Origin of the sequence: Devosia enhydra, from assembly GCF_900119845.1 — a bacterium.
Taxonomy (GTDB): Bacteria; Pseudomonadota; Alphaproteobacteria; order Rhizobiales; family Devosiaceae; genus FPKU01.
In genome coordinates this window covers 441,783-461,874 of record NZ_FPKU01000003.1, presented here as the reverse complement: position 1 = coordinate 461,874, position 20,092 = coordinate 441,783, and the positions used below count along the sequence as shown (strand labels likewise).

Sequence of the window (20,092 nt, the reverse complement as noted above, 5' to 3'; positions counted from 1 at the left end):
GCGCGGCCGGTCCCGGGGTACTGGCGGGCCAGCGGGCCGGCGGGCCAGCAGGCATTGACGGGCCCGCGACAGGGTGCGAAACACCGCTCCTCCCCGTTTCCCCCAAGAAAGAGGCCCGGAGCCTTGACCGCGACGCTGCCCGCACTTGATCCCGACTTTTTCGAGCCCGCCCAGACGGCGCGCGCCTGGCCCTTCGAAGAGGCCCGCAAGATCGTCAAACGGCTGGAAAAATCGGGCAAGTGCGAGGCCCTGTTCGAGACCGGCTACGGCCCCTCGGGCCTGCCCCATATCGGCACCTTCGGCGAAGTGGCCCGCACCACCATGGTGCGCACGGCGTTCCGCCTCTTGACCCGCGACCAGGTGCCGACCCGGCTCTTGTGCTTTTCCGACGACATGGACGGGATGCGCAAGATCCCCGACACCGTCCCCTCCAAGGAGGCGATGGAGCCGCATCTGCAAAAGCCGCTGACGTCGGTGCCCGACCCCTGGACGAACCAGTATCCGAGCTTTGGCGCCCATAACAACGCCATGCTCCGGCGCTTCCTCGACACTTTCGGGTTCAGCTACGAGTTCGCCAGCGCCACGGATTATTACAAGAGTGGCCGCTTCGACGACGTGCTGCGCCTCGCCGCCGAGCGCTATGACGACATCATGAAAGTGATGTTGCCAACCCTCGGGGCCGAACGTCAGGCGACCTATTCGCCCTTCCTCCCGATCTCGCCGATTTCTGGCCGCGTGCTCTACGTGCCGATGAAGGAGGTCGATGCAGTAAACGGCACGGTGACCTTCACCGACGAGGATGGCCGCGATACCACGGTGCCGGTGACCGGCGGCCATGTGAAGATGCAGTGGAAGCCCGATTTCGGCATGCGCTGGGCAGCGCTTGGCGTCGATTTCGAGATGTTCGGCAAGGATCACCAGACCAACGCGCCGATCTATGACCGGATCTGCGAGATCCTTGGGGGCAAGGCGCCCGAGCATTATGTCTACGAGCTCTTCCTCGATGCCGAGGGGCAGAAGATCTCGAAGTCCAAGGGCAATGGCCTCACCATCGACGAATGGCTGACCTATGCCGGCAACGAGAGCCTGGGGCTCTACATGTTCCAGAAGCCGCGGACGGCCAAGCGCCTGCATTTCGACGTCATTCCGCGGGCCGTAGATGAATATTACGCCTTCATCGCCGCCTATGAGACCCAGGATGCGGCGGCGCGGCTCGAGAATCCCGCGTTCCACGTGCATTACGGCGCCGTGCCCAGCCCGGATGTGCCGCTGAGCTTTGCGCTTCTGCTCAACCTCGTGGCGACGGCCAATGCCGAGGACGCCAAGGTGATGTGGGGCTTCATCTCGCGCTACATCCCCGGTGCGACCCCTGAGACGCATCCCGAACTCGACAAGCTCGCCAGCTATGCCGTCCGGTATTTCAACGACAAGGTCAAGCCGTTCAAGACCTATCGGGCTCCCACCGAGCAGGAGCGCGCCGCGCTTCAGGACCTGCACGACCGGCTCGGGGCCCATATCGGTTCGACCGATGGCGGGGCCTTGCAGGATCTCGTCTACGAGATCGGCAAGGCGCATGGCTTTGAGCCGCTGCGCGACTGGTTCAAGGCCATCTACCAGGTGCTGCTCGGCGATGACCAGGGCCCGCGCTTTGGATCCTTCATCGCGCTTTACGGGGTGGACGAAACCCGTAAGCTGATCGCCGATGCCCTATCGGGCCGATTGCATGTAAAATGAAGTTGGCGGGCCGTCGGCAGAGTTGCTAGAGGGCTCGCAACGAATGCGGCCCGGCGGGGGCCGCGATCCCGATCCGGGCGCGGATTTGCCCCTTCAATCGAGGTGGGCAATGGATACCGGCCCTGTGTCATCGAGACTGTTCGGGGCCGCTGCCGATCTGCGCCAGCGTCCCCGGCTCGGCTATGCCATCGCCGTCTCGGCCTTCCTCATTGCGCTTCTGACCCGGTTTGGCGTCAATGCCTTCCTGCCAAGCGGATTTCCCTATCTGACGTTTTTTCCCGCCGTCCTGCTCACGGCGTTTTTCTGCGGCACGGGGCCGGGGCTCCTGGCCGCGCTGCTCTCGGTTGCGGCGGCATGGTACTGGTTCATCCCACCGCTCGACTCCTTTGCGCTTGATGTGCAGAGCGGCGTGGCGGTGCTGTTTTTCGTCGCCATCCTCTCGGCCGACCTGTTGATCCTGCACATCATGCACTCGGCCCTCGCCGATCTCAGGCGCGAGCAGGCGCGCAGCCGCGACCTGCTCGAGCAGCAAAAGACGCTGTTCGCCGAATTGCAGCACCGCACCGCCAACAACATGGCCTTCATCAGCGCGCTGCTCTCGATGCATAAGCGCAAGGCCAAGGACCAGCCCGAAGTGGTGGCGGCCTTCGAGAGCGCGTCGGGCCGGCTCGACACCATGGCCCGTGTGCACCGCCGGCTTTACGACCCCACCAGCATGGACATGCCAGTCCAGACCTATCTCAGGGAATTGCTGGCCGACGTGATCGGCAGTTCTGGGCGGGAGGGTGTAGACATCGTCGTCGATTGCGAGGTCGCCCATCTCGACGTCAACCGGCTGACCACGGTGTCGCTGATCGTCAGCGAACTGGCGGTCAACGCCGCAAAGCACGCCTTCGACGGACGGGGAGGACGGCTCGAAGTCAGTCTCCTGCGCAGCCCGGATGGCGGGACCTATACCCTGCGCGTGCGCGACGATGGTCCGGGCTTTCCGGATGGCTTTGATCCATCGACGAGCGACCGGCTGGGCTTTCGCGTGCTCAACAGTTTCGCGCGCAGCCTCAACGGGCAGATGGCGTTTCGCACCGATGGCGGCGCAGTGACCGAGATCACCTTTCCCGCAAAGGCCTGACCGGCCTTTAGCGTCACCCCTACTGGCTGGCCCAGATGATGCGCGCCACCCATTCGACATCGGTGAGTTCGAGGATGCGCGGCTCATAGGCGGGATTGAGCGAATGCAGCTCGATCTGCCTGGCGCTCTGGCGCGCCAGGATCTTGGCCATCACCTCGCCATCGCGCGTCTTGACCACGACGCGGTCGCCGCGCCGCACCTGTTCGGTGGGCGAGACCACGATGCGGTCACCCTCGCGATAGAGCGGCTCCATGGAATCGCCGCTGACTTCGAGCGCGTAGATGCTGCTGTTGCCCGACATGGGCAGGGTGATCTCGTCCCAGCCCTGGCCGGCGGGAAACCCGTCGCCATCGAAAAACCCGCCATTGCCGGCCTGTGCGAGCCCGATCAGGGGCACCGTGCGCACCCGGGCGCCCGTGTCGGGCTGGATGAAGGTGCCGCCGGCAAGGAAGGTGTCGATCGTCTCCCCGGTCGCCTCGAGGATCTTGGCAATGCTCTCGGTGGAGGGCCAGCGCTCCCGCCCGTCCTTGCTCACCCGCTTGGAGACGTTGAAGGCGGTGGCATCGAGCCCGGCCAGTCGGGCCAGGGCCGAAACCGAATGTCCATGCCGCCGCGCGAGCGCGTCAATCCCGTCCCAGATTGCCCGGTGTGAAAGCATGGTGCCAACCAAAGGAATTATGTCTCGGGTGCGGACATTGGTCCTATTCCTAATGGCAGCGCCGAGGCGTGTAAAGAACAAAACGTGTTCAAATTGCAGCCGCCATTCCCACATCGGCGGGGATGGGCTAAACGACCGGCCATCACGAACGAGGAGCGATGGCATGGCGGGCGAAGCGGGCGGGTTGATCTACAAGGTGGCCGATCGCGCCCTGTTCGAGGCCGCAGCGGCGACGGGGGTCTTCATCGGCATGCCGGTGGATCTGGCCGATGGCTACATCCATTTTTCCGCCGCCGATCAACTGGCCGAAACCATCCGCAAGCACTTTGCCGGCAAGCCCGACCTCATGCTCTTTGCCGTGCCCGTCGACCGGCTGGAGCCCGACCTCCGCTGGGAACCCTCGCGCGGCGGGGCGCTCTTCCCGCATCTTTACCGGCCTCTCGACATGAGCCTCGTGGTCCATCACCAGCCGCTCGCCGTGGCCGCCGACGGCAGCGCCACGCTGCCCGGGTGGGTCGAATGATCCTCTCGCGGCTTTCGAGCCTTCTCGCCAATCCGGCGGTCAGCGGCTTTGCCCGCGATTCACTCCTGCGCATGGAGCCCGAAGTGGCCCATGGCGCCACCATCGCCGCCCTGAAGCTCGGCCTTGCGCCGCCCGCCGATCCTGATCCGCAGGAGCTGGCCACGAGCCTGGCCGGCCTCGTGCTGGCCAATCCGGTGGGCATGGCGGCAGGCTTTGACAAGAATGGCGAAGTGCCGGTGCCGCTCGCGCGCATGGGGTTCGGCATGGTCGAGGTGGGCACCATCACGCCCCGCCCGCAGACGGGCAATCCCAGGCCGCGGCTCTTCCGCCTGCCCGCGGCCGAGGGCGTCATCAACCGCATGGGCTTCAACAACGAAGGCCATGAGGCGATGCTCGAAAACCTGCGCGGCAGGCGCGTGGGCGCGGCACTCGGCATCAATATCGGCGCCAACAAGGACAGCCCCGACTTCGTCGCCGATTACGTGCTGGGGGTGCGGCGCTTTGCCGATCTCGCCGATTACCTCACCGTCAACATCTCCTCTCCCAACACGCCAGGCCTGCGCAACCTTCAGGCCGAGGAGGCGCTGAAGCAGCTTCTGGGCGCGGTTCTGGCCGAGCGGGCGCGGGCGAAAATCCGCGTGCCGGTGTTCCTCAAGATCGCTCCCGATCTCGACGAGACGCAGATGGATGCCATTGCCCGCACGGTGCTCGCCACCGATCTCGACGGGCTCATCGTCTCCAACACGACCTTGTCGCGCGACCCGGTGGCCGGCATGGACCACGCTGCCGAGGCTGGCGGGCTTTCGGGCCGGCCGCTCTTTGCGCTCTCGACGCAGCGCCTGGCGCAGATGCGGCAGCGCGTGGGGCGGCTGCCGATCATCGGGGTGGGCGGCATCCATTCGGCCGAGACCGCCATCGCCAAGCTCGAAGCCGGCGCCGATGCGGTGCAGCTGTATTCGGCTCTGGTGTTTTCCGGCCTGGGGCTGCTGGGTGAGATCAAGCAGGGCCTTCTCGCAGCCATCAGGGCTCGAGGGCTCAAGGACATAGCCGGATTGAGCGGCCGTCGGACCGCGGAATGGGCGTCAGGCACGGCCGGGATCGGGAAATAGCGACGGCTCGCGCACCCTCACCATCGCGAAGAGGATGAGCGCCCGGAAGACGAACAGAAGGTGCAGCGCCACCCAGAGCCCGCTCATGCCCCAGAGCGGCTCGAGCAGGAGAGCGAACGCAAAGAAGAGCGCGCTTGCCACCACCATGCCGTTGCGCATCTCGCGGGCCATCGTCGCCCCTGTCACCACCCCGTCGGCGATGAAGGCCGGCATGCCGGAAAGCGGGGTCAGCGCCGCAAAGATCAGCATGCCCTTGGCGGCGATGCGCACGTCTTCGGCCGTGGTCATCCAGTCGATGAGCGTGCTGCCGGCCGCAAAGAGCAGGAGGCTGAGCCCGCTCGCGATCACGAGGCCCCAGCCGAGCCCGAGCCGCGTCGCGCGGCGAAAAGCGGGGCGATAGCCGGCGCCCACCGCCTTGCCGCAGAGCTGCTCCGTCGCGGTCGCCAGCCCATCGAGAAAGAAGGTCGAGAGCGCGAAGAAATTGAGAAGGATGGCGTTGGCGGCGAGCACCGTCGCGCCGGCGCGCGACCCTTGCGCCGAAAAATAGGCGAAGGCCGCCATCAAGGCGACTGAGCGGATGATGAGGCTGGCGCTCAACGAAAAGAGCCGTTTGAGCGGCTCCACCTGCCTCAAGGCATCGGCAGGCACGAGCGCGAGGAACCGCGCAACGCCCTCGTAATGGCGCAGGACCAGCCAAAGCCCGCCGAGCGTTGCCACCAGCTGCGCCAGGACCGTGCCCCACGCCACCCCGGGAACCCCCAGGCCGGCGCCCAGCACCAAATAGAGACTGGCCGCGGCATTGACCCCGTTGATCACCAGCGCCAGCAGCAGCGCAGTCCGCGCATCGCCGCGGCCATAGAGCCAGCCGGCGAGGGTGAAATTGAGCAGCACCAGCGGCAGGCTCCAGAGCCGGATGCCGAAATAGTCTCGGAACGCCGCTTCGACGGCCGGCTCGGGCCCGAAGATGCGCACCATGATCTCGGTCACCGGCCAGGCGAGCGCGAGGAACAGCCCGCCCAGAATGAGCGAAATGATGAGTGCGCGCATCAGATGCACCGCCGCCCCGGCGCGGTCGGCCGCGCCCACAGCCTGCGCCACGAGCCCGGCGGTGCCGAGCCGCAGGAAGAAGAACAGCGCAAAGAGCACGTCGAACGCCACCGCCCCCAGCGCGACGCCCCCGAGCAGCGCCGCATCGCCGAGCCGGCCGATCAGTATGGTATCGACCATGCCCACCACCGGCTCGGTGATCAGCGCCAGCGCGGCGGGAAGAGCAATGGCGAGCAGCGACCGGTGCGTCACCGCAAAGGGGCGGATGGTCGCGGCTTTTTCATGCATTCGGGATCGTCCTGCGGCTCAGCCCTCGGGGGTGAGCGCGATCACCAGATGCGCGCGGCCCCGGCAGCGGTTGACCCGGTCATAATTGGGCAGGTCGACGCTGTCGATATGGCGGGCAATCTGCTCGGGCGTGAAGAGCCCGTGCTCGGCATGCCGGATCGCGAGCCGGCGGGCGACCGCCTCGCGCGGCAGATCGATATGCACGGCGAGATCGAGCAGCGGCAGGATGGGCCACCAGGGCGCCGTGGCCATCAGGAGGTAATTGCCCTCGGCAATGAGAAGGCGCGCCGAAGCCGGAACGACGAGCCCGTCATCGACCACATCCTCGATGGCGCGCGAATAGACGGGAAGCGTGTGCTCCGTCCGGGCCTCACGCAACGCGGCAAGCGTTGCAATGAACGCCTCTGCCTCGAAGGTCTCGTGCGCGCCTTTGCGGTCGGCAAGGCCCAGCGCGACGAGCTTATCCTGTCGCATATGGAACCCATCGAGCGGCACCAGCGCGGCGAGGCCGGGAGCCTCTTGATTGAGCCGAGCGAGGAGCGCCTGCGCCAGGGTGGACTTGCCCGTACCCGGCCCGCCGGCAATTCCGAGGACCGCGCGGCGATGTGTGCCGGGGGCGATGAGCGTCAGGGCCCGCTCGGCCAGAAGCGCGAGCGCGGCGTCATGGGAGAGGCTGAGGCGCTCGGGCCCGATCATCGCCGTCCGCGCCCCGCCGACATCAGCCGCATGATGAGCCAGACGGGGATGACGATCGCCGCCCCAGTCAGGGTCCAGGTGACGGCCTGGCGCACGATATGGCCCGAATTGTCAAAGACATCGGCGATGGAATTCTGCACCCAGTCGAACACGGCTTCCACCTCGATGCCGAAGATCGACATCAGGAAGCCCACGAACAGCGAGACCAGAACGAGACGGAGGAGGACGGCGCCGGGACGATCCCCGATGATGCGCTGCAAGGCCGTGCGCCGCCTCGGCTCGATGTCGTTGCTCAATGGCTGGCTCATGGGCTGGCCCCTTCACGTGTGCTCTCAGGCTGCGCCCTCTTGGCGCCGTATCGCGTTCATATAGGCTGTTTGTGCGCCGGCGCGAATCCCCCCTCCGGCACTGTGGCCTTCGCCCATGGATCCTCGCCCCGCTTGACCGGACTTGCCCCCATCATCGAGAGCTGGTTTGCCGGGCGCGGCTGGGCGCCCCGGCCGCACCAGCTCGCCGTGCTGGAGACGACGCGGCGTCGCGCCTCGGCGCTGCTGATCGCGCCCACGGGCGCCGGCAAGACCATGGCGGGGTTCCTGCCGACGCTCGACGAACTGGCCCCCGAGCGCAAGAAGGGCATCCACACGCTCTATATCTCGCCGCTGAAGGCACTGGCCGTGGATGTGGCGCGCAACCTCACCGATCCCATCGCCGAGATGGATCTCGGCATCACGGTCGAGACACGCACCGGCGATACCCCGGCCTCGCGCCGGCAGCGGCAGCGGCGCGATCCGCCCAACATCCTGCTGACGACGCCAGAGCAACTGGCATTGCTGCTCTCGCATGGCGATGCCGAGACCATGTTTGCGGGTTTGAAGCGCATCGTGCTCGATGAACTTCATGCCATGGTGACGAGCAAGCGCGGCGAGCTGATGGCGCTGGGCCTCGCGCGGCTGGCGCGCTTTTGCCCCGACATGCGCATCACTGCGCTCTCGGCCACGGTGGCGCGCCCGGACCTCTTGCGTGACTGGATCGGAGCGCTCCAGCCCCATGCCGATGCCGAGCTTCTGGTGACGCGCGGCGGCGCCACGCCCGAAGTCTCCATCCTGCCTTCGGACGAGCGCATGCCATGGTCGGGGCATTCGGCCGCCTATGCGGTGGCCGATGTCTATGAGGTGATCAAGCGCAACAAGACGACGCTGATCTTCGTCAACACACGCTCCCAGGCCGAAATGCTGTTCCAGAACCTCTGGGCGGTGAACGAGGACGGGCTGGCCATCGCGCTCCATCACGGTTCGCTCGCCGTCGAGCAGCGCCGCAAGGTCGAGAATGCGATGGTGGCGGGCAAGCTGCAGGCGGTGGTCTGCACCTCGACGCTCGACCTCGGCATCGACTGGGGCGATGTCGATCTCGTCATCCAGATCGGCGCGCCGAAGGGCGCCTCGCGCATGCTGCAGCGCATCGGCCGCGCCAATCACCGGCTCGACGATCCCTCCCGCGCCCTGTTCGTGCCGGCCAACCGCTTCGAGGTGCTCGAATGCGAGGCGGCGCTCGAGGCCGTGGCCATGGGGGCGCAGGACAGCGAGGACCCCGTTTCGGGCGGGCTCGACGTGCTGGCCCAGCACGTGCTGGGCTCGGCCTGCGCCGAGGCCTTCGACGCCGATGCGCTTTTTGCGGAAGTGCGGCGCGCCTGGCCCTATCGCGATTTGCCGCGCGAGCAGTTCGACCGTGTGGTCGATTTCGTCGCCACGGGCGGCTACGCGCTGCGCGCCTATGAGCGCTTCGCCAAGCTGCGCCGCACGCCCGAAGGTCTTTGGCGGGTGGCCAATGCCGGGGTGGCGCAGCAATACCGGCTCAATATCGGCACCATCATCGAGGAGCCGATGGTCAAGGTACGGCTGGTGCGGGGCAGGGGGCACAAGGCGGGCGCCACCACCGGGCCCATCGGCCGGGGCGGGCGCGTTCTGGGCGAGATGGAGGAGTATTTCTTCAACACGCTCACCAAGGGCGACACCTTCGTCTTCGGCTCCGAGATCGTCGCCTATGAGGGCATGCACGAGACCGAAGCCTATGTCTCGCGGGCCTTTTCCAAAGACCCCAAAGTGCCCTCCTATATGGGCGGACGGTTTCCACTCTCGACCTATCTCGCCGACCGGGTCCGCAAGATTCTCTCCGAACCCGACAGCTGGGGCGTGCTGCCCCCGCAGGTGCGCGACTGGCTGTCGCTGCAGCGCGACGTGTCGCTGCTGCCGGGGCGCGAGAGCCTCCTCGTCGAGACGTTTCCGCGCGGGGACCAGAATTTCCTCGTCTGCTATCCCTTCGAGGGGCGGCTGGCCCACCAGACCCTCGGCATGCTGTTGACCCGCCGGCTCGAGCGCGCCCGTGCCCGGCCGCTCGGCTTCGTTGCTTCGGACTATTCCCTCGCGATCTGGGGGCTGGGCGATCTTTCGGCGCTGATCCGCACCGGGCGGCTGTCGCTCGACGAGCTCTTTGCCGAGGACATGCTGGGCGACGACCTCGAATCCTGGCTCGATGAAAGCCAGCTGATGCGGCGCACCTTCCGCAACTGCGCCATCATCGCCGGGCTGATCGAGCGCCGGCATCCGGGCAAGGAAAAGACGGGGCGGCAGATCACCGTCTCCTCCGACATCATCTATGACGTGCTCTACCAGCACGAGCCCGACCACATCCTGATCCAGGCCACCCGCCGCGACGCCGCGCGCGGCCTGCTCGACATCGAACGCCTCGGCCAGTGCCTGCGGCGCATCCGTCATCACATTGTGCACAAGCCCCTTCCGCGAATCTCGCCGCTCGCGGTACCGGTGCTGCTCGATATCGGCAAGGAGCCGATCTTTGGCGAAGCGCGCGAAAGCGCCATGGCCGATGCGGCCGATGAACTGATCAGGGAGGCGATGGGGCAGTGAGGGGCAGTACCGCGGCAATCATGCGCCCGACCCTCGTCCTTCGAGGCCTTGCTGCGCAAGGCACCTCAGGATGAGGGCCTTGCATCGCCGGGAGGCCGCTCGACCGGCCAGTCAGTCGCCAGCGCTCGATAGGGCCCATGAGTCGCAAGTGCAGCGAACCGAGAGGCCTCATCCTGAGGTGCGAGCGGAGCGAGCCTCGAAGGACGAGGCCGGGTATCAAGAGACCGACACCGTGATGCTGCGCTTTGCCGGCGAGACCTTCGAACCGCTGCCATCGGGCGCGCTGTTCTGGCGCGCCGAAAACGCCCTTCTGGTCGCAGACCTGCATCTCGAGAAATTCTCGTCTTATGCACGGCGCGGCCAGTTGCTGCCGCCCTATGACACGGCGATGACGCTGCGGCGGCTCGCTGCCGATGTCGCGCGCACCGGCGCCTCCCATGTCGTGGCGCTGGGCGACAGTTTTCACCGCGACGAAGGCGTCGAAACGCTGCTGCCGGCCGATCGCGCGCGGCTCGGCGACCTGACGGCGCGCGCGGACTTCACCTGGCTCGCTGGCAATCACGATCCGCGTCCGCATGCCCTGGGCGGCACCTGCCGGCCTGTGCTGAGCCTGCGCGGCCTGACGCTCGCCCATGAGCCGCGCCGTGCGCAGCCGGGGCTGGTGGCCGGGCACCTGCACCCGGCCGCCCATGTGCATATCAACGGCCGATCGGTGCGCCGGCCGTGTTTCGTCCATGATGGCCGGCTGATGATCCTGCCCGCCTATGGCGCGGCCACGGGCGCCATCAACATTCTCGGCCCGGCCTTCACCGGCCTTTTCGATCACGCCGGGCTCGAAGTGGTCATGCTCGGGCGCGACCGGCTCTATCCGGTGGGCCGGCGTCGGCTGGTGCTGGGTTAGCGCGCTCGGGCCGGCAGGCAGTGCCGGCCGCCTGTGCGGGCCTTGTTGAGAGGCCTGTTCGGCTCTCAGACGCGCGGCGCACCGTTCTTGACGAGCGCATCGCGGATTTCGGTCAGCAGGATTTCCTGCTTGCTGGGGGCGGCCGGTGCCGGATCCTTGGCCGCTTGGCGTTTCATGGCGTTGATGCCCTTGACCACAAGGAACAGCACGAACGCGATGATGGTGAACTTGACCAGCGCGTTGATGAAGATGCCGACATTGAGCGTCGCCACGCCCGCCGCCTTGGCCGCCGCAACCGAGGGCACCGGAACGTTATTGGGATTGGACAGCACGAAGAAGAGGTTGGAGAAATCAACGCCGCCAATCAGCAGGCCGATGATCGGCATGAACACGTCGTCCACCAGGGAGGAGACGATGGTGCCGAAGGCGGCGCCGATGATCACGCCGATGGCGAGATCGATCATGTTGCCCTTGACGGCGAAGTCACGGAATTCCTTCAGGAAGGATGTTCCACGCGTGCTGATTTCCGAAATAGCCATGGCTAGCCTCTGTCGGGCGGTCATGGAAATGAAGGGCGGGCCGCCCGGCGCCCGGCTTCGGCCTTCGGTGCAGAGCATTTCGCAAGCCCGCGCGACTTGCAAGTACCTCCCCTGCTTATCTTGTGAGCAGAATGCGGCATATCGCCATTCTGCCCGGCACGGATGCGCGAACATCTCTGCGACAGCAAGACTTTCGGCCAGCTTGTAGGCCCGTTGCCGATCCTCGATACTGAAGGGACAAGGATGGAGAGACAGGGTGGAGGAGCGGGCAGAGACGTCAAACGGTGATGGGGCGCTTGCCGCTGCATTCGATTTCATTCCGCAAGGCCTGGCGCTTTTCGACGCCAATCTGCATCTGCTCCGGGCCAATTCGCGCTATCGCGATCTGCTTGCGCTGCCCGAAATCATTATGCGTGCCGGCACGCCGCTCTATGACATCGCGCTCTTTCTGGGCCGGCGGGGCGATCTGGGGCCGGGCGATGCGATCGTGCTGGCTGCCCAGCGGGTGCAATCCCTGACCGAAGCCCCCACCACGACCACCAAGCGCCGGGGCGCCTCGGGCCAGACCCTCGAATTCCAGTCGGTGCGCCAGCCCGATGGCGGGCTCGTGCTCTCGGTGCTCGATGTCTCTGCGCGCATCGAGGCCGAAGCGGCGCTCGAAAAGATGAACCAGTCGCTCGAGCGGCGCGTCGAGGAGCGCACGGCGGCGCTGACGCGCGTCAATATCGAGCTCGAACAGGCGCGGTCCAAGGCCGATCTCGCCAATCGCGACAAGACGCGCTTTCTCGCGGCGGCCAGCCACGATCTCCTCCAGCCCCTCAATGCGGCACGGCTCTATACCTCGACCATGATCGAGCGGGCCGGCGGCACGCCGGTGGGGGAACTGGCCCGCTCCATCGAGGCTTCGCTCAGCGCGGTGGAAGAGATCATGTCGGCCTTGCTCGACATTTCCCGCATCGACAGCGGGGCGCTGAAGCCGACGCCCACCACATTTCGCCTGCGTGACCTGATGGCCAAGGCGCAGGTGGAGTTCGGGCCCCTGGCGCGCGAGCGCGGCGTGCGCCTCAAGATCCTGCCCTCTTCAAAAAGCGTGACCACGGACCGGGCGCTGGCGGGGCGCATTGTGCAGAACCTTGTGTCCAATGCCATCAAATACACCCGCCCGGGGGGACGGGTGCTGATCGGTTGCCGGACCCGAGGCACCCGCATCCGCATCGATGTCATCGACACCGGCATCGGCTTCAACAAGGACCAGCATGCACTGATCTTTGCCGAATTCTCGCGGCTCGAACACGGGGCGCGCATGGCCCAAGGCCTCGGGCTGGGGCTGTCGATCGTCCGCCGCCTCGTCTCGGCGCTGGGGCTGACGCTCGAACTCGACAGCGTCGAGGGCAGGGGCTCGCGGTTTTCGCTCTATCTGCCGCGTGCCCGCGAAAAGCCCGGGATCGTTGATGGCGATGCCCAGCCGCGCGAGCAGGTTTCAAACATCGCTGGGCTCAAGGTGCTCTGCGTCGACAACGAACGCTCGATCCTCGATGCGATGGAGGGACTGCTGACCGGCTGGGGCTGCGATGTGCGTTCGGCTCGCTCGCTGCGCGACATCGATCGCGACGGGCTGCTCCTAGGCTGGCTGCCGGACCTGGTGCTGATGGATTACCATCTCGACCAGACATCGGGCCTCGATGCCATCGAATGGCTGCGCCACAATGTCGGAGGGCATCTGCCGGCGGCGCTGGTGACCGCCGATCGCAGCCCGCAGGTGCGCCAGATCGCCGAGGAGCGCGCCATTCCCATCGTCACCAAGCCGGTAAAGCCTGCGGCGCTCAGGGCGATCATCAGCGGGCTCGCCGGGCAGCGCCCGCGTCAGCCGGGGTCGCGCACCGCCGAGAGCAGAGCCTCGAACTGACCCTCCTCGATGCGCGAGGCGGCAATCACCGCCTGCGTGCGACTGTCGACATCGAGCTTTTGCAGGATGGCCGAGACATGGGCCTTCACCGTCGCCTCCGAGATCGACAGCTCGTAGGCGATCTGCTTGTTCATCAGCCCATCCGACAGCATCATCAGCACCCGCACCTGCTGCGGGGTGAGGCTCGAGAGCCGCTGCATCAGCGCCGAATGCTCGTCCTTGACCGCCAGATCGGTGCCTTCGGGCACGAAGACATCGCCGGCCAGCACCGTCTCGATGGCCCGCCGGATTTCCTGCGGACCAACCGATTTGTAGAGATAGCCGGCCGCGCCCAGTTCGAAGGCCCGCCGCACCACCGCCCCGTCATCGACCGCCGAGATGATCATCACCGGCACGTCGGGATATTGCGCGCGCAGCAGCAGCAGGCCGGAAAAGCCGCGCGCACCCGGCATGTTGAGATCGAGCAGCACCATGTCGCAATCGCGGTCGGCCTCGAGCCCGGCATTAAGGGCGGCAAGATCGCCCGCTTCCTCGACGCTGATGGCGGGATCGCCAGCCGCGAGGGTCTGGCGCAGGGCGGCGCGAAAGAGCGGGTGGTCGTCAACGATGATGATGCGGCGGCGGGTCATCTGTCATCCGGGCTGGTGGCGGTTCGGCTGCGGGCCGGAGCGACTTCTAGCAAGATCGAACGGCACCTGACACCCTGACAATGGTGGTATCGGCAGAAAGCGGGTCGCTTTCGTTGCAGAACGCATCACCGCTTAACTTGTTCTTTACCATGTTTTCCCAAGATCATTTTGAAGATCGCCGCATTGCACGTGCTGCGCGGGTCTTTGCCCCGATTTGGCTGGGAACGGTTCATGGCCCGCGCTTTTTCTGAGACATCGCCGAACAGCCCCGGGCCCGGGGCCGAGCAGGATGGCTGGCAGGCACTGCGCGGCGAACTCCTCGCGCTGCTCGACCAGGTCGAAGGGCAGGTGGCGCGCAACGGCCGGGGTGCTCCGGCTCAGCAGCCACCGATCGCCCAGCGCATGCGCGACCTGCGCCAGGCCCTGCCCGAAGCCGCGCTGCGGCTGCCCGAGGCGCCGCGCATGCCCGAACCCGCGGCCCGTCAGCCCGCGCCGCGCATCCCCCAGGGTCCCGCTTCGCCAGCAGCTGAAGCCGCCGACGGCCTCCGCGCCGCGATCCAGCAGATCCGCGCCCGCCACATGCAGCAGGCCCAGCCGGCCGCCGCCCAGCCGCAGATGACCGCGTCGCCAGCGCGGCAACAGGCCTCTCCCCAGCCGCGCCAGAGCTATCAGGCGCCCGAGCAGCCGCGGCTCGATGCCATGGCCGAGGCCGTCAACGCCTTTTCCTCGCGCCTCGAGCGCCTCGAAGCGGAAATCCGCACCCAGGCCCGCAATGGCGGCAATGTGCGCGAAGTGGCCGAGCAGATGGCCCAGCTCACCCAGGTGGTGGAGCTGCTGGCCGGGGCCGTGGGCGAAAGCGGGCAGGTGCGCCGCCTCGAGGCGCAGATCTCGGGGCTCGCACATGTGTTTTCGCAGGCGCCGCAGATCGATTTTTCGGCCCTGACCCGCCGGCTCGATGACCTCTCGGGCAGCGTCTCGCACCTGGCCGACATGCAGATCGCCGCCGCCGACCGGGCCGATGCGGTCGGCCGCCCCGATGCCGGGCTGGTCGAGACGATGGGCGCCATCGAGGCGAGCCTGCGCAACATCTATGACCGCATCGATGCGCTGGAGCGCGGTTCGAGCCAGCCCTCGCCGGAATTGGAGCGGCTGACCGGCGAACTGGCTCTGGTTGCCGCAGCCCTTCAGGCCGGCCCTCCCGAGCCCGAGCGGCTCATTGCCATGGTCGAGGGCCTCAGCGAGCGCATCGGCGGGTTCGAAGCCCGCGACTGGTCGATCGCGGGGCTCAAGGACGACATCCTCTCGCTCCGGGAGACCATCCTCGACTCCACCGCGCCGCGCTTCGCGACGCTGGAATCGCGGCTGTCCACGATCGACGATCGGCTCGACAGCGGCTTTGCGGCTGACCGCGACGACACCGCGCTGAGCCAGATCGAGGCGCAGGTGCGCCAGCTGGTGCACCGGATGGACCAGACCGGCGAGCAGCTGACCGGGCTGGCGCGCCTTTATTCCGAGCCCGAACCGCGCCAGGAACTGCCCGATTTCGAGGCCATCGCCGACATGATCGCGATGCGGGCCGAAACCGTGGGCGTCGAGGCGCAGGCCCAGACCGCCGAAGCGTTGCGGCGCATCGAAAGCCGCATCGCTGAACTCGCGGCCATCCCCGAGCCCGGGGAGACCGACAGCGACCTCGCCGGCGTGCAGCGCGGCATCGAGGCGGTCAATGCGCGGCTCGAACGCATGGAGCAGGCACTGCTCGCCCGCCCGCCCGAGCCCCGGGCCGCGCCATCGACGCGCAGCATTGCCGACCGCTTTGCCGAACTCGAAACCAGCGTCGGAAGCGATGCCGACGAGATGATCGGCGCGGCTGCGGTCCTCAACCGCGCCGACGATATGCCGATGCCGCGCGCCGCCGCTCCGCGTGCCGATACCATGCCGATGGACCCGGCAGCCGAAAGGCCGCTGGTCGACCGCAGCTTTGCCGATCCCGTGCGGACGGCCCTCGCAACGAACGGGGCAAGCCCGCGCAGGCAGCATCCGGGCCTTGATCAGGCCGTCGCGCCAGCCGCGACGCCGGAGCTTCGCTCGGGCCCGACCGCGCCTCTCCAGCCCGCATCGCCCCATTTCGATCCCGCGACCGTCGAGCGTCCGCCTGCGCCGCGCTCGAGCTTTTCGGCCAGCGAAGCCGACTTCGGCGGCGCGCAGCGCCCGGCCGCGACCGCTGCCGCCGCGCCGATGCCCGCAAGCGCTGCGACCACCAGCACCTTCATCGCCGCGGCCCGCCGCGCTGCCCATCGCCAGAATGAGGCACGGGTTGCCGAGGCGCAGTCGTCCTCTTCGCTGATCGGCCGCGCCCTGGCCCGGTTCCAGTCGGGCGATGCCGAGCCTGTGCCCGCTGCGCGCGCCGAACCGCGCGTTCTGGCCGGCGACAAGCCGGTCCGCGAGGAAAAGCCTGCACGGCCGTCGCTGTTCGCCAAAGTGCGGAGCGCCGCCGATCGCGAGGGCGTTGCGGCGCCCGATGTCGCGATGGCGGCTGCCGCCGAACCGCATGGCGAGAGGCACGGCGCTGCGCCCGAGGATGACGTTGAGCCGGCCGAGAGCTTTCTCACCCGGCATCGTCGCCCCATCCTGCTTGCCGTCGCGGTCATCGCCCTGTCCTTCCTGACCCTCAATCTGGTGGGACAGCGCCTTTCTGCGCCGCGCGCGCCCGAAGCGCCGACGCCGACGGCCCTCGACCAGCCCGCAGCCCAGCAGGGCGACGTCTCCACCGCTCCGCGCCAAATTCCGCGCATCGATTCGCTGGCGACCGGCTCCATCGATCCTGCCGCGAGCCGGGGCTTTGCGCGCACGCCCGTACCGTCCGAACTGCCGCTGGCTTTCGCGCCCGCGGCCCCCGCGCCCAATGCTGCCGCAGCGGCGAGCACGGCGCTGGCGACCGTGCAGGCCGCAAGCTTCCAGCCCGTGCCCGAAGTGCCTCAGCCGACCGCGCTGTTCGACCTGCCCGACGAAGCCGTCGGGCCGCTGGCGCTGCGTGAGGCGGCGGCTTCGGGCGATGCGCGGGCTCAGTTCGAGGTCGCGGCGATCCTGACCGAGGGCCGCGTCGTCCCCGAGGATCTCGAGGCCGCGGCCACCTGGTACACGCGCGCCGCCATGCAGGGATTTGCGCCGGCCCAGTATCGGCTCGGCAGCCTTTACGAGCAGGGTCGCGGTGTTACAAAGGACCCCGAACAGGCGCGCCTCTGGTACCAGCGGGCCGCCGATGCGGGCAATCGCATGTCGATGCACAATCTGGCTGCCGTCTATGCCGGCGGAGATCTGGGCAAGCAGGACTTTGCCGCCGCAGCGCAGTGGTTCGAGAAGGCGGCGCGGCTCGGCCTTGCCGACAGCCAGTTCAATCTCGGCATGCTCTATGCCCGCGGCCTCGGCGTGCCGCAGGATTTCGCGCAATCCTATGCCTGGTTCACGCGGGCGGCGCGCCATGGCGATGGCGATGCAGCCAAGGCGCGTGACGACGTGGCGCGTTCGCTCGATGCCGCCACCGTGACGCGCCTTGCCGCAGAAGCCGAGGCCTGGACGGCCGAGCCCTTCGACCTTGCCGCCAATTTCGCCCCGATCGGCACCTGGTCGCGCGATTTCGATCCGGGCCTGCCGGTGGAGAACCGCGACGTGGTGCGCAGCGTTCAGGCGGCGCTCGTGCGGCTGGGCTTTGATGTGGGCACCCCTGATGGCGTGCCCGGGCCGCGCACGGCCGAGGCCATCAAGGCCTTCGAGCGGGCCACCGGCATGAGCGAAAGCGGCGGCATCAACCCGCGCCTTCTCGCTGTTCTGGGCAGCCAGCCGGTCTGATCCGAAGCGCGCCGGCAGATCGCCGGCAGCATCAATAAAACCTTTGCGTTTTGCCGCTACGGTTGTATTCGGGACAGGCATTTGCCAGTTCCGCGTGGTCGGTTGCCCGGCGTCCGAAGCCCTCGGACGGTCGGCAGAGGCCGCCATTTTGTACCAACCGGCCGTCAGGGCCGTCAGCCAGGCCTCCGGTCGTGCAGATCTATCTGCCCATCGCCGAACTCTCGATGAACCTGTTCTATCTGGCAGGGATCGGGGCAGCCGTAGGCTTCCTGTCGGGGTTGTTCGGTGTCGGCGGCGGGTTTCTGCTGACGCCGCTGCTGATCTTTTCGGGCGTACCGGCCCCCGTGGCCGTCGCATCGGTGACAGGGCAGGTGGTGGCGGCTTCGACGTCCGGAGCGCTGTCCTATTTCCGGCGCGGCGGCATCGATCTGCATCTGGCGCTTTATCTCATCCTGTCGGGCGTTCTGGGCGCCTTTGGCGGGGTGGCGACCTTCTCGGCCTTGCAGAAGCTAGGCCAGATCGACCTCGTCATCTCCTTCGGCTTCCTGATCCTGCTCGGCTTCGTCGGCACGCTGATGCTGGTGGAATCGGTGCGCTCCCTCCTCAAGTCGCGGTCCGGAATGGTGGTGCGCGAGCGCATGCCGCACCAGCACAACTGGGTACATGGCCTGCCCTTCCGTACCCGGTTCAAGAAGTCCAAGCTCTATATTTCCGTGCTGCCGGTGATCGCCATCGGTGGCGTCATCGGCTTTCTAGGGTCGCTCCTGGGCATTGGCGGCGGGTTCGTGCTCGTGCCCGCGCTCGTCTACATCCTGCGCGTGCCGGGCTCGGTGGTGATCGGCACATCGCTGCTGCAGGTCGTCGCCATCATGGCCGCCACCCTGATGCTGCATGCCTGGCAGAGCCAGAGCGTCGATATCCTGCTCGCCTTCTGCCTGATGGTGGGCGGCGTGATCGGCGCGCAGTTCGGGGCCTCGGCAGGCAAATATCTGCGCGGCGAGCAACTGCGCGCCCTCCTTGCGCTCCTGGTTCTCGCGGTGGCCATCCGCTTCGGGCTCTCCCTCGTGCTGACCCCCGCCGATATCTTTTCGATGGCCGTGCTCGGGCCGGGGCGGGGCTGATGGCGATGCGCCCGCTCATCGTGCTGGCTCTCATGGCTGCCCTTGCCGCCCCGGCGCTGGGGCAGGAGATCGTGCCCGAGGTCGCCGCGCCGGCCGAGGCGGCGGCGCCCGCCGAGACGCCGTCGGCGACCCTCGAAGCCGTTCCCCTCGCGCCGGTCGAGCCCGATGGCGCCGCGCAGCCGGGTCAGGAGCGCCTCACCGCCGCGCTGTCGACGCGCACGGTGTCTATTTCCTCATCCTTTGATGGCGAGACGCTGACCCTGTTCGGGGTGGCCGAGGCCGACCCCAACAGCGGGGCCACCCATCTCGAGGGCACCTATAATGTCGTGGTGGTCGTCGTGGGGCCGCTCCAGTCCCGCGTCGCCCGGCTTGCCACCCGCAATCTCGGGGTGTGGATGAACACCGAGCAGGTGAGCTTCTCCCAGGTGCCGTCCTTTTACCATGTGCAGTCTTCCGGACGGCTCGCGACGATCATCGATCCGGAATTGCTCGCGGCCGAAGCCATATTGCCCTCGGCGCACCTGCAACAGACCGACGAGGCGGACCCCGAACAGCGGGCCCGATTTGCCGCCGAGCTCGAGCGCCTGATGACCGAGGAAGGGCGCTTTGCCGTCAACGAGCAGGGCGTGAGCTTTCTTTCGAGCACCGCCTATACGGCGCGGGTGTCGCTGCCTCATGACATCGTGACGGGGCCCTTCCTCGCGCGCACCTATCTCGTCAAGGACCGGCAGATCGTCGCCCGCCGCACCGACAGCTTCATCGTGCGCAAGGTCGGCTTCGAGCGCTTCCTGGGCAATGCGGCGACGCAATATCCCTTCCTCTACGGGCTGGTCGGCGTGCTTCTCGCCGTGGGCACCGGTTGGCTGGGCGGCGTGGTCTTCCGCCGCTAGACCGAGTGTGTGAGCAAGCGAAGCGCTCCGCTGGAGCCGATTGGCGATCACCCAATGTCTATCCGCAGGAATAGAGGCGTGCGGCGGCATTTCTGCGCTCCCCGCGCCTGACCTGCCATCCAATGATATCGTAATCATACGAGCTGGCGCCGGCC

The 20,092-nt window shown here is 67.4% G+C and carries 16 protein-coding genes; 10 read left to right on the top strand and 6 right to left on the bottom strand.

What is annotated here, in order from left to right; genetic code table 11:
- The first annotated feature begins 123 nt into the window (after positions 1-123).
- Both BT183_RS17010 and BT183_RS17005 read left to right on the top strand, forming a co-directional pair.
- Positions 124-1,734, top strand: coding sequence for a lysine--tRNA ligase (locus BT183_RS17010; RefSeq protein ID WP_072345719.1), 1,611 nt, complete (start codon positions 124-126; stop codon positions 1,732-1,734).
- A 109-nt stretch (positions 1,735-1,843) separates the two neighbouring features.
- Positions 1,844-2,863, top strand: coding sequence for a sensor histidine kinase (locus BT183_RS17005; RefSeq protein WP_072345717.1), 1,020 nt, complete (start codon positions 1,844-1,846; stop codon positions 2,861-2,863).
- A 19-nt stretch (positions 2,864-2,882) separates the two neighbouring features.
- On the opposite strand, the gene BT183_RS17000 is transcribed toward BT183_RS17005, so the two are convergent.
- Entirely contained in the window at positions 2,883-3,521 is a 639-nt protein-coding gene (locus tag BT183_RS17000) for a S24 family peptidase (RefSeq protein ID WP_072346331.1), read from the bottom strand.
- Between the two features lie 163 nt (positions 3,522-3,684).
- On the opposite strand from BT183_RS17000, the gene BT183_RS16995 reads away from it, so the two are divergent.
- A complete protein-coding gene (locus tag BT183_RS16995; protein ID WP_072345715.1) occupies positions 3,685-4,044 on the top strand; it encodes a DUF952 domain-containing protein in 360 nt (119 codons plus the stop codon).
- Complete coding sequence (locus tag BT183_RS16990; protein WP_072345713.1) at positions 4,041-5,153, top strand: quinone-dependent dihydroorotate dehydrogenase; 1,113 nt, start codon at positions 4,041-4,043, stop codon at positions 5,151-5,153. The genes BT183_RS16995 and BT183_RS16990 overlap by 4 nt, the downstream gene beginning before the upstream one ends.
- Here BT183_RS16990 and BT183_RS16985 read toward each other — a convergent pair.
- From BT183_RS16985 to BT183_RS21075, 3 genes are read right to left on the bottom strand one after another with little or no spacing between them, the layout of a single operon-like run.
- Positions 5,127-6,488 carry an MATE family efflux transporter gene (locus BT183_RS16985; protein ID WP_072345711.1) on the bottom strand — a complete coding sequence of 454 codons (1,362 nt, stop codon included), beginning with the start codon at positions 6,486-6,488 and terminating at the stop codon, positions 5,127-5,129. The two genes, BT183_RS16990 and BT183_RS16985, sit on opposite strands and share 27 nt — an antisense overlap.
- An 18-nt stretch (positions 6,489-6,506) precedes the next feature.
- Positions 6,507-7,184: a nucleoside/nucleotide kinase family protein gene (locus BT183_RS16980; RefSeq protein WP_072345709.1), complete on the bottom strand. Its 678-nt coding sequence runs from the start codon at positions 7,182-7,184 to the stop codon at positions 6,507-6,509.
- The gene (locus BT183_RS21075; RefSeq protein WP_244545369.1) at positions 7,181-7,492 is read right to left on the bottom strand and encodes a DUF6460 domain-containing protein; all 312 of its coding nucleotides are present in this window, start codon (positions 7,490-7,492) and stop codon (positions 7,181-7,183) included. Before BT183_RS21075 ends, BT183_RS16980 begins: the two co-directional genes overlap by 4 nt.
- 132 nt (positions 7,493-7,624) lie before the next feature.
- Between BT183_RS21075 and BT183_RS16970 the strand changes: the two genes are divergently transcribed.
- Together BT183_RS16970 and pdeM are read left to right on the top strand one after the other, a co-directional pair.
- Complete coding sequence (locus BT183_RS16970) at positions 7,625-10,105, top strand: ligase-associated DNA damage response DEXH box helicase (RefSeq protein ID WP_244545368.1); 2,481 nt, start codon at positions 7,625-7,627, stop codon at positions 10,103-10,105.
- A gap of 235 nt (positions 10,106-10,340) precedes the next feature.
- Positions 10,341-11,006, top strand: a complete 666-nt coding sequence (pdeM, locus tag BT183_RS16965) for a ligase-associated DNA damage response endonuclease PdeM (protein WP_072345703.1) — start codon at positions 10,341-10,343, stop codon at positions 11,004-11,006.
- Positions 11,007-11,071: 65 nt separating this feature from the next.
- Here the strand turns inward: pdeM and mscL are convergent, their stop codons facing one another.
- Positions 11,072-11,545: a large conductance mechanosensitive channel protein MscL gene (gene mscL, locus BT183_RS16960; protein ID WP_072345701.1), complete on the bottom strand. Its 474-nt coding sequence runs from the start codon at positions 11,543-11,545 to the stop codon at positions 11,072-11,074.
- 256 nt (positions 11,546-11,801) lie between these two features.
- Between mscL and BT183_RS16955 the strand changes: the two genes are divergently transcribed.
- Complete coding sequence (locus BT183_RS16955; protein ID WP_072345699.1) at positions 11,802-13,451, top strand: ATP-binding response regulator; 1,650 nt, start codon at positions 11,802-11,804, stop codon at positions 13,449-13,451.
- Here the strand turns inward: BT183_RS16955 and BT183_RS16950 are convergent.
- The gene (locus BT183_RS16950) at positions 13,409-14,080 is read right to left on the bottom strand and encodes a response regulator (RefSeq protein ID WP_072345697.1); all 672 of its coding nucleotides are present in this window, start codon (positions 14,078-14,080) and stop codon (positions 13,409-13,411) included. The genes BT183_RS16955 and BT183_RS16950 overlap by 43 nt on opposite strands.
- 231 nt (positions 14,081-14,311) lie before the next feature.
- Here BT183_RS16950 and BT183_RS16945 point away from each other — a divergent pair, with 231 nt between their 5' ends.
- The 3 genes from BT183_RS16945 to BT183_RS16935 all read left to right on the top strand — a co-directional run bounded on the left by BT183_RS16945 (position 14,312) and on the right by BT183_RS16935 (position 19,937).
- Positions 14,312-17,926 (top strand): peptidoglycan-binding protein, encoded by a 3,615-nt coding sequence (locus tag BT183_RS16945; RefSeq protein ID WP_072345695.1) that lies wholly within the window; start codon positions 14,312-14,314, stop codon positions 17,924-17,926.
- Between the two features lie 191 nt (positions 17,927-18,117).
- Positions 18,118-19,047, top strand: a complete 930-nt coding sequence (locus tag BT183_RS16940) for a sulfite exporter TauE/SafE family protein (protein ID WP_072345693.1) — start codon at positions 18,118-18,120, stop codon at positions 19,045-19,047.
- On the top strand, positions 19,047-19,937 hold the full coding sequence (locus BT183_RS16935) for a TIGR02186 family protein (RefSeq protein WP_072345691.1): 891 nt from the start codon (positions 19,047-19,049) through the stop codon (positions 19,935-19,937). The genes BT183_RS16940 and BT183_RS16935 overlap by 1 nt, the downstream gene beginning before the upstream one ends.
- The last annotated feature ends 155 nt before the right edge of the window (positions 19,938-20,092 follow it).

What these genes read in the sequence shown, in the direction of transcription:
- BT183_RS16985 (WP_072345711.1), bottom strand. Translation starts at nt 6,488, where the DNA reads ATGCATGAAAAAGCCGCGACCATCCGCCCCTTTGCGGTGACGCACCGG.
- BT183_RS16990 (WP_072345713.1), top strand. Translation starts at nt 4,041, where the DNA reads ATGATCCTCTCGCGGCTTTCGAGCCTTCTCGCCAATCCGGCGGTCAGC.
- BT183_RS16935 (WP_072345691.1), top strand. Translation starts at nt 19,047, where the DNA reads ATGGCGATGCGCCCGCTCATCGTGCTGGCTCTCATGGCTGCCCTTGCC.
- BT183_RS16980 (WP_072345709.1), bottom strand. Translation starts at nt 7,184, where the DNA reads ATGATCGGGCCCGAGCGCCTCAGCCTCTCCCATGACGCCGCGCTCGCG.
- mscL (WP_072345701.1), bottom strand. Translation starts at nt 11,545, where the DNA reads ATGGCTATTTCGGAAATCAGCACGCGTGGAACATCCTTCCTGAAGGAA.
- BT183_RS16945 (WP_072345695.1), top strand. Translation starts at nt 14,312, where the DNA reads ATGGCCCGCGCTTTTTCTGAGACATCGCCGAACAGCCCCGGGCCCGGG.
- pdeM (WP_072345703.1), top strand. Translation starts at nt 10,341, where the DNA reads ATGCTGCGCTTTGCCGGCGAGACCTTCGAACCGCTGCCATCGGGCGCG.
- BT183_RS17000 (WP_072346331.1), bottom strand. Translation starts at nt 3,521, where the DNA reads ATGCTTTCACACCGGGCAATCTGGGACGGGATTGACGCGCTCGCGCGG.
- BT183_RS16995 (WP_072345715.1), top strand. Translation starts at nt 3,685, where the DNA reads ATGGCGGGCGAAGCGGGCGGGTTGATCTACAAGGTGGCCGATCGCGCC.
- BT183_RS21075 (WP_244545369.1), bottom strand. Translation starts at nt 7,492, where the DNA reads ATGAGCCAGCCATTGAGCAACGACATCGAGCCGAGGCGGCGCACGGCC.
- BT183_RS17005 (WP_072345717.1), top strand. Translation starts at nt 1,844, where the DNA reads ATGGATACCGGCCCTGTGTCATCGAGACTGTTCGGGGCCGCTGCCGAT.
- BT183_RS16950 (WP_072345697.1), bottom strand. Translation starts at nt 14,080, where the DNA reads ATGACCCGCCGCCGCATCATCATCGTTGACGACCACCCGCTCTTTCGC.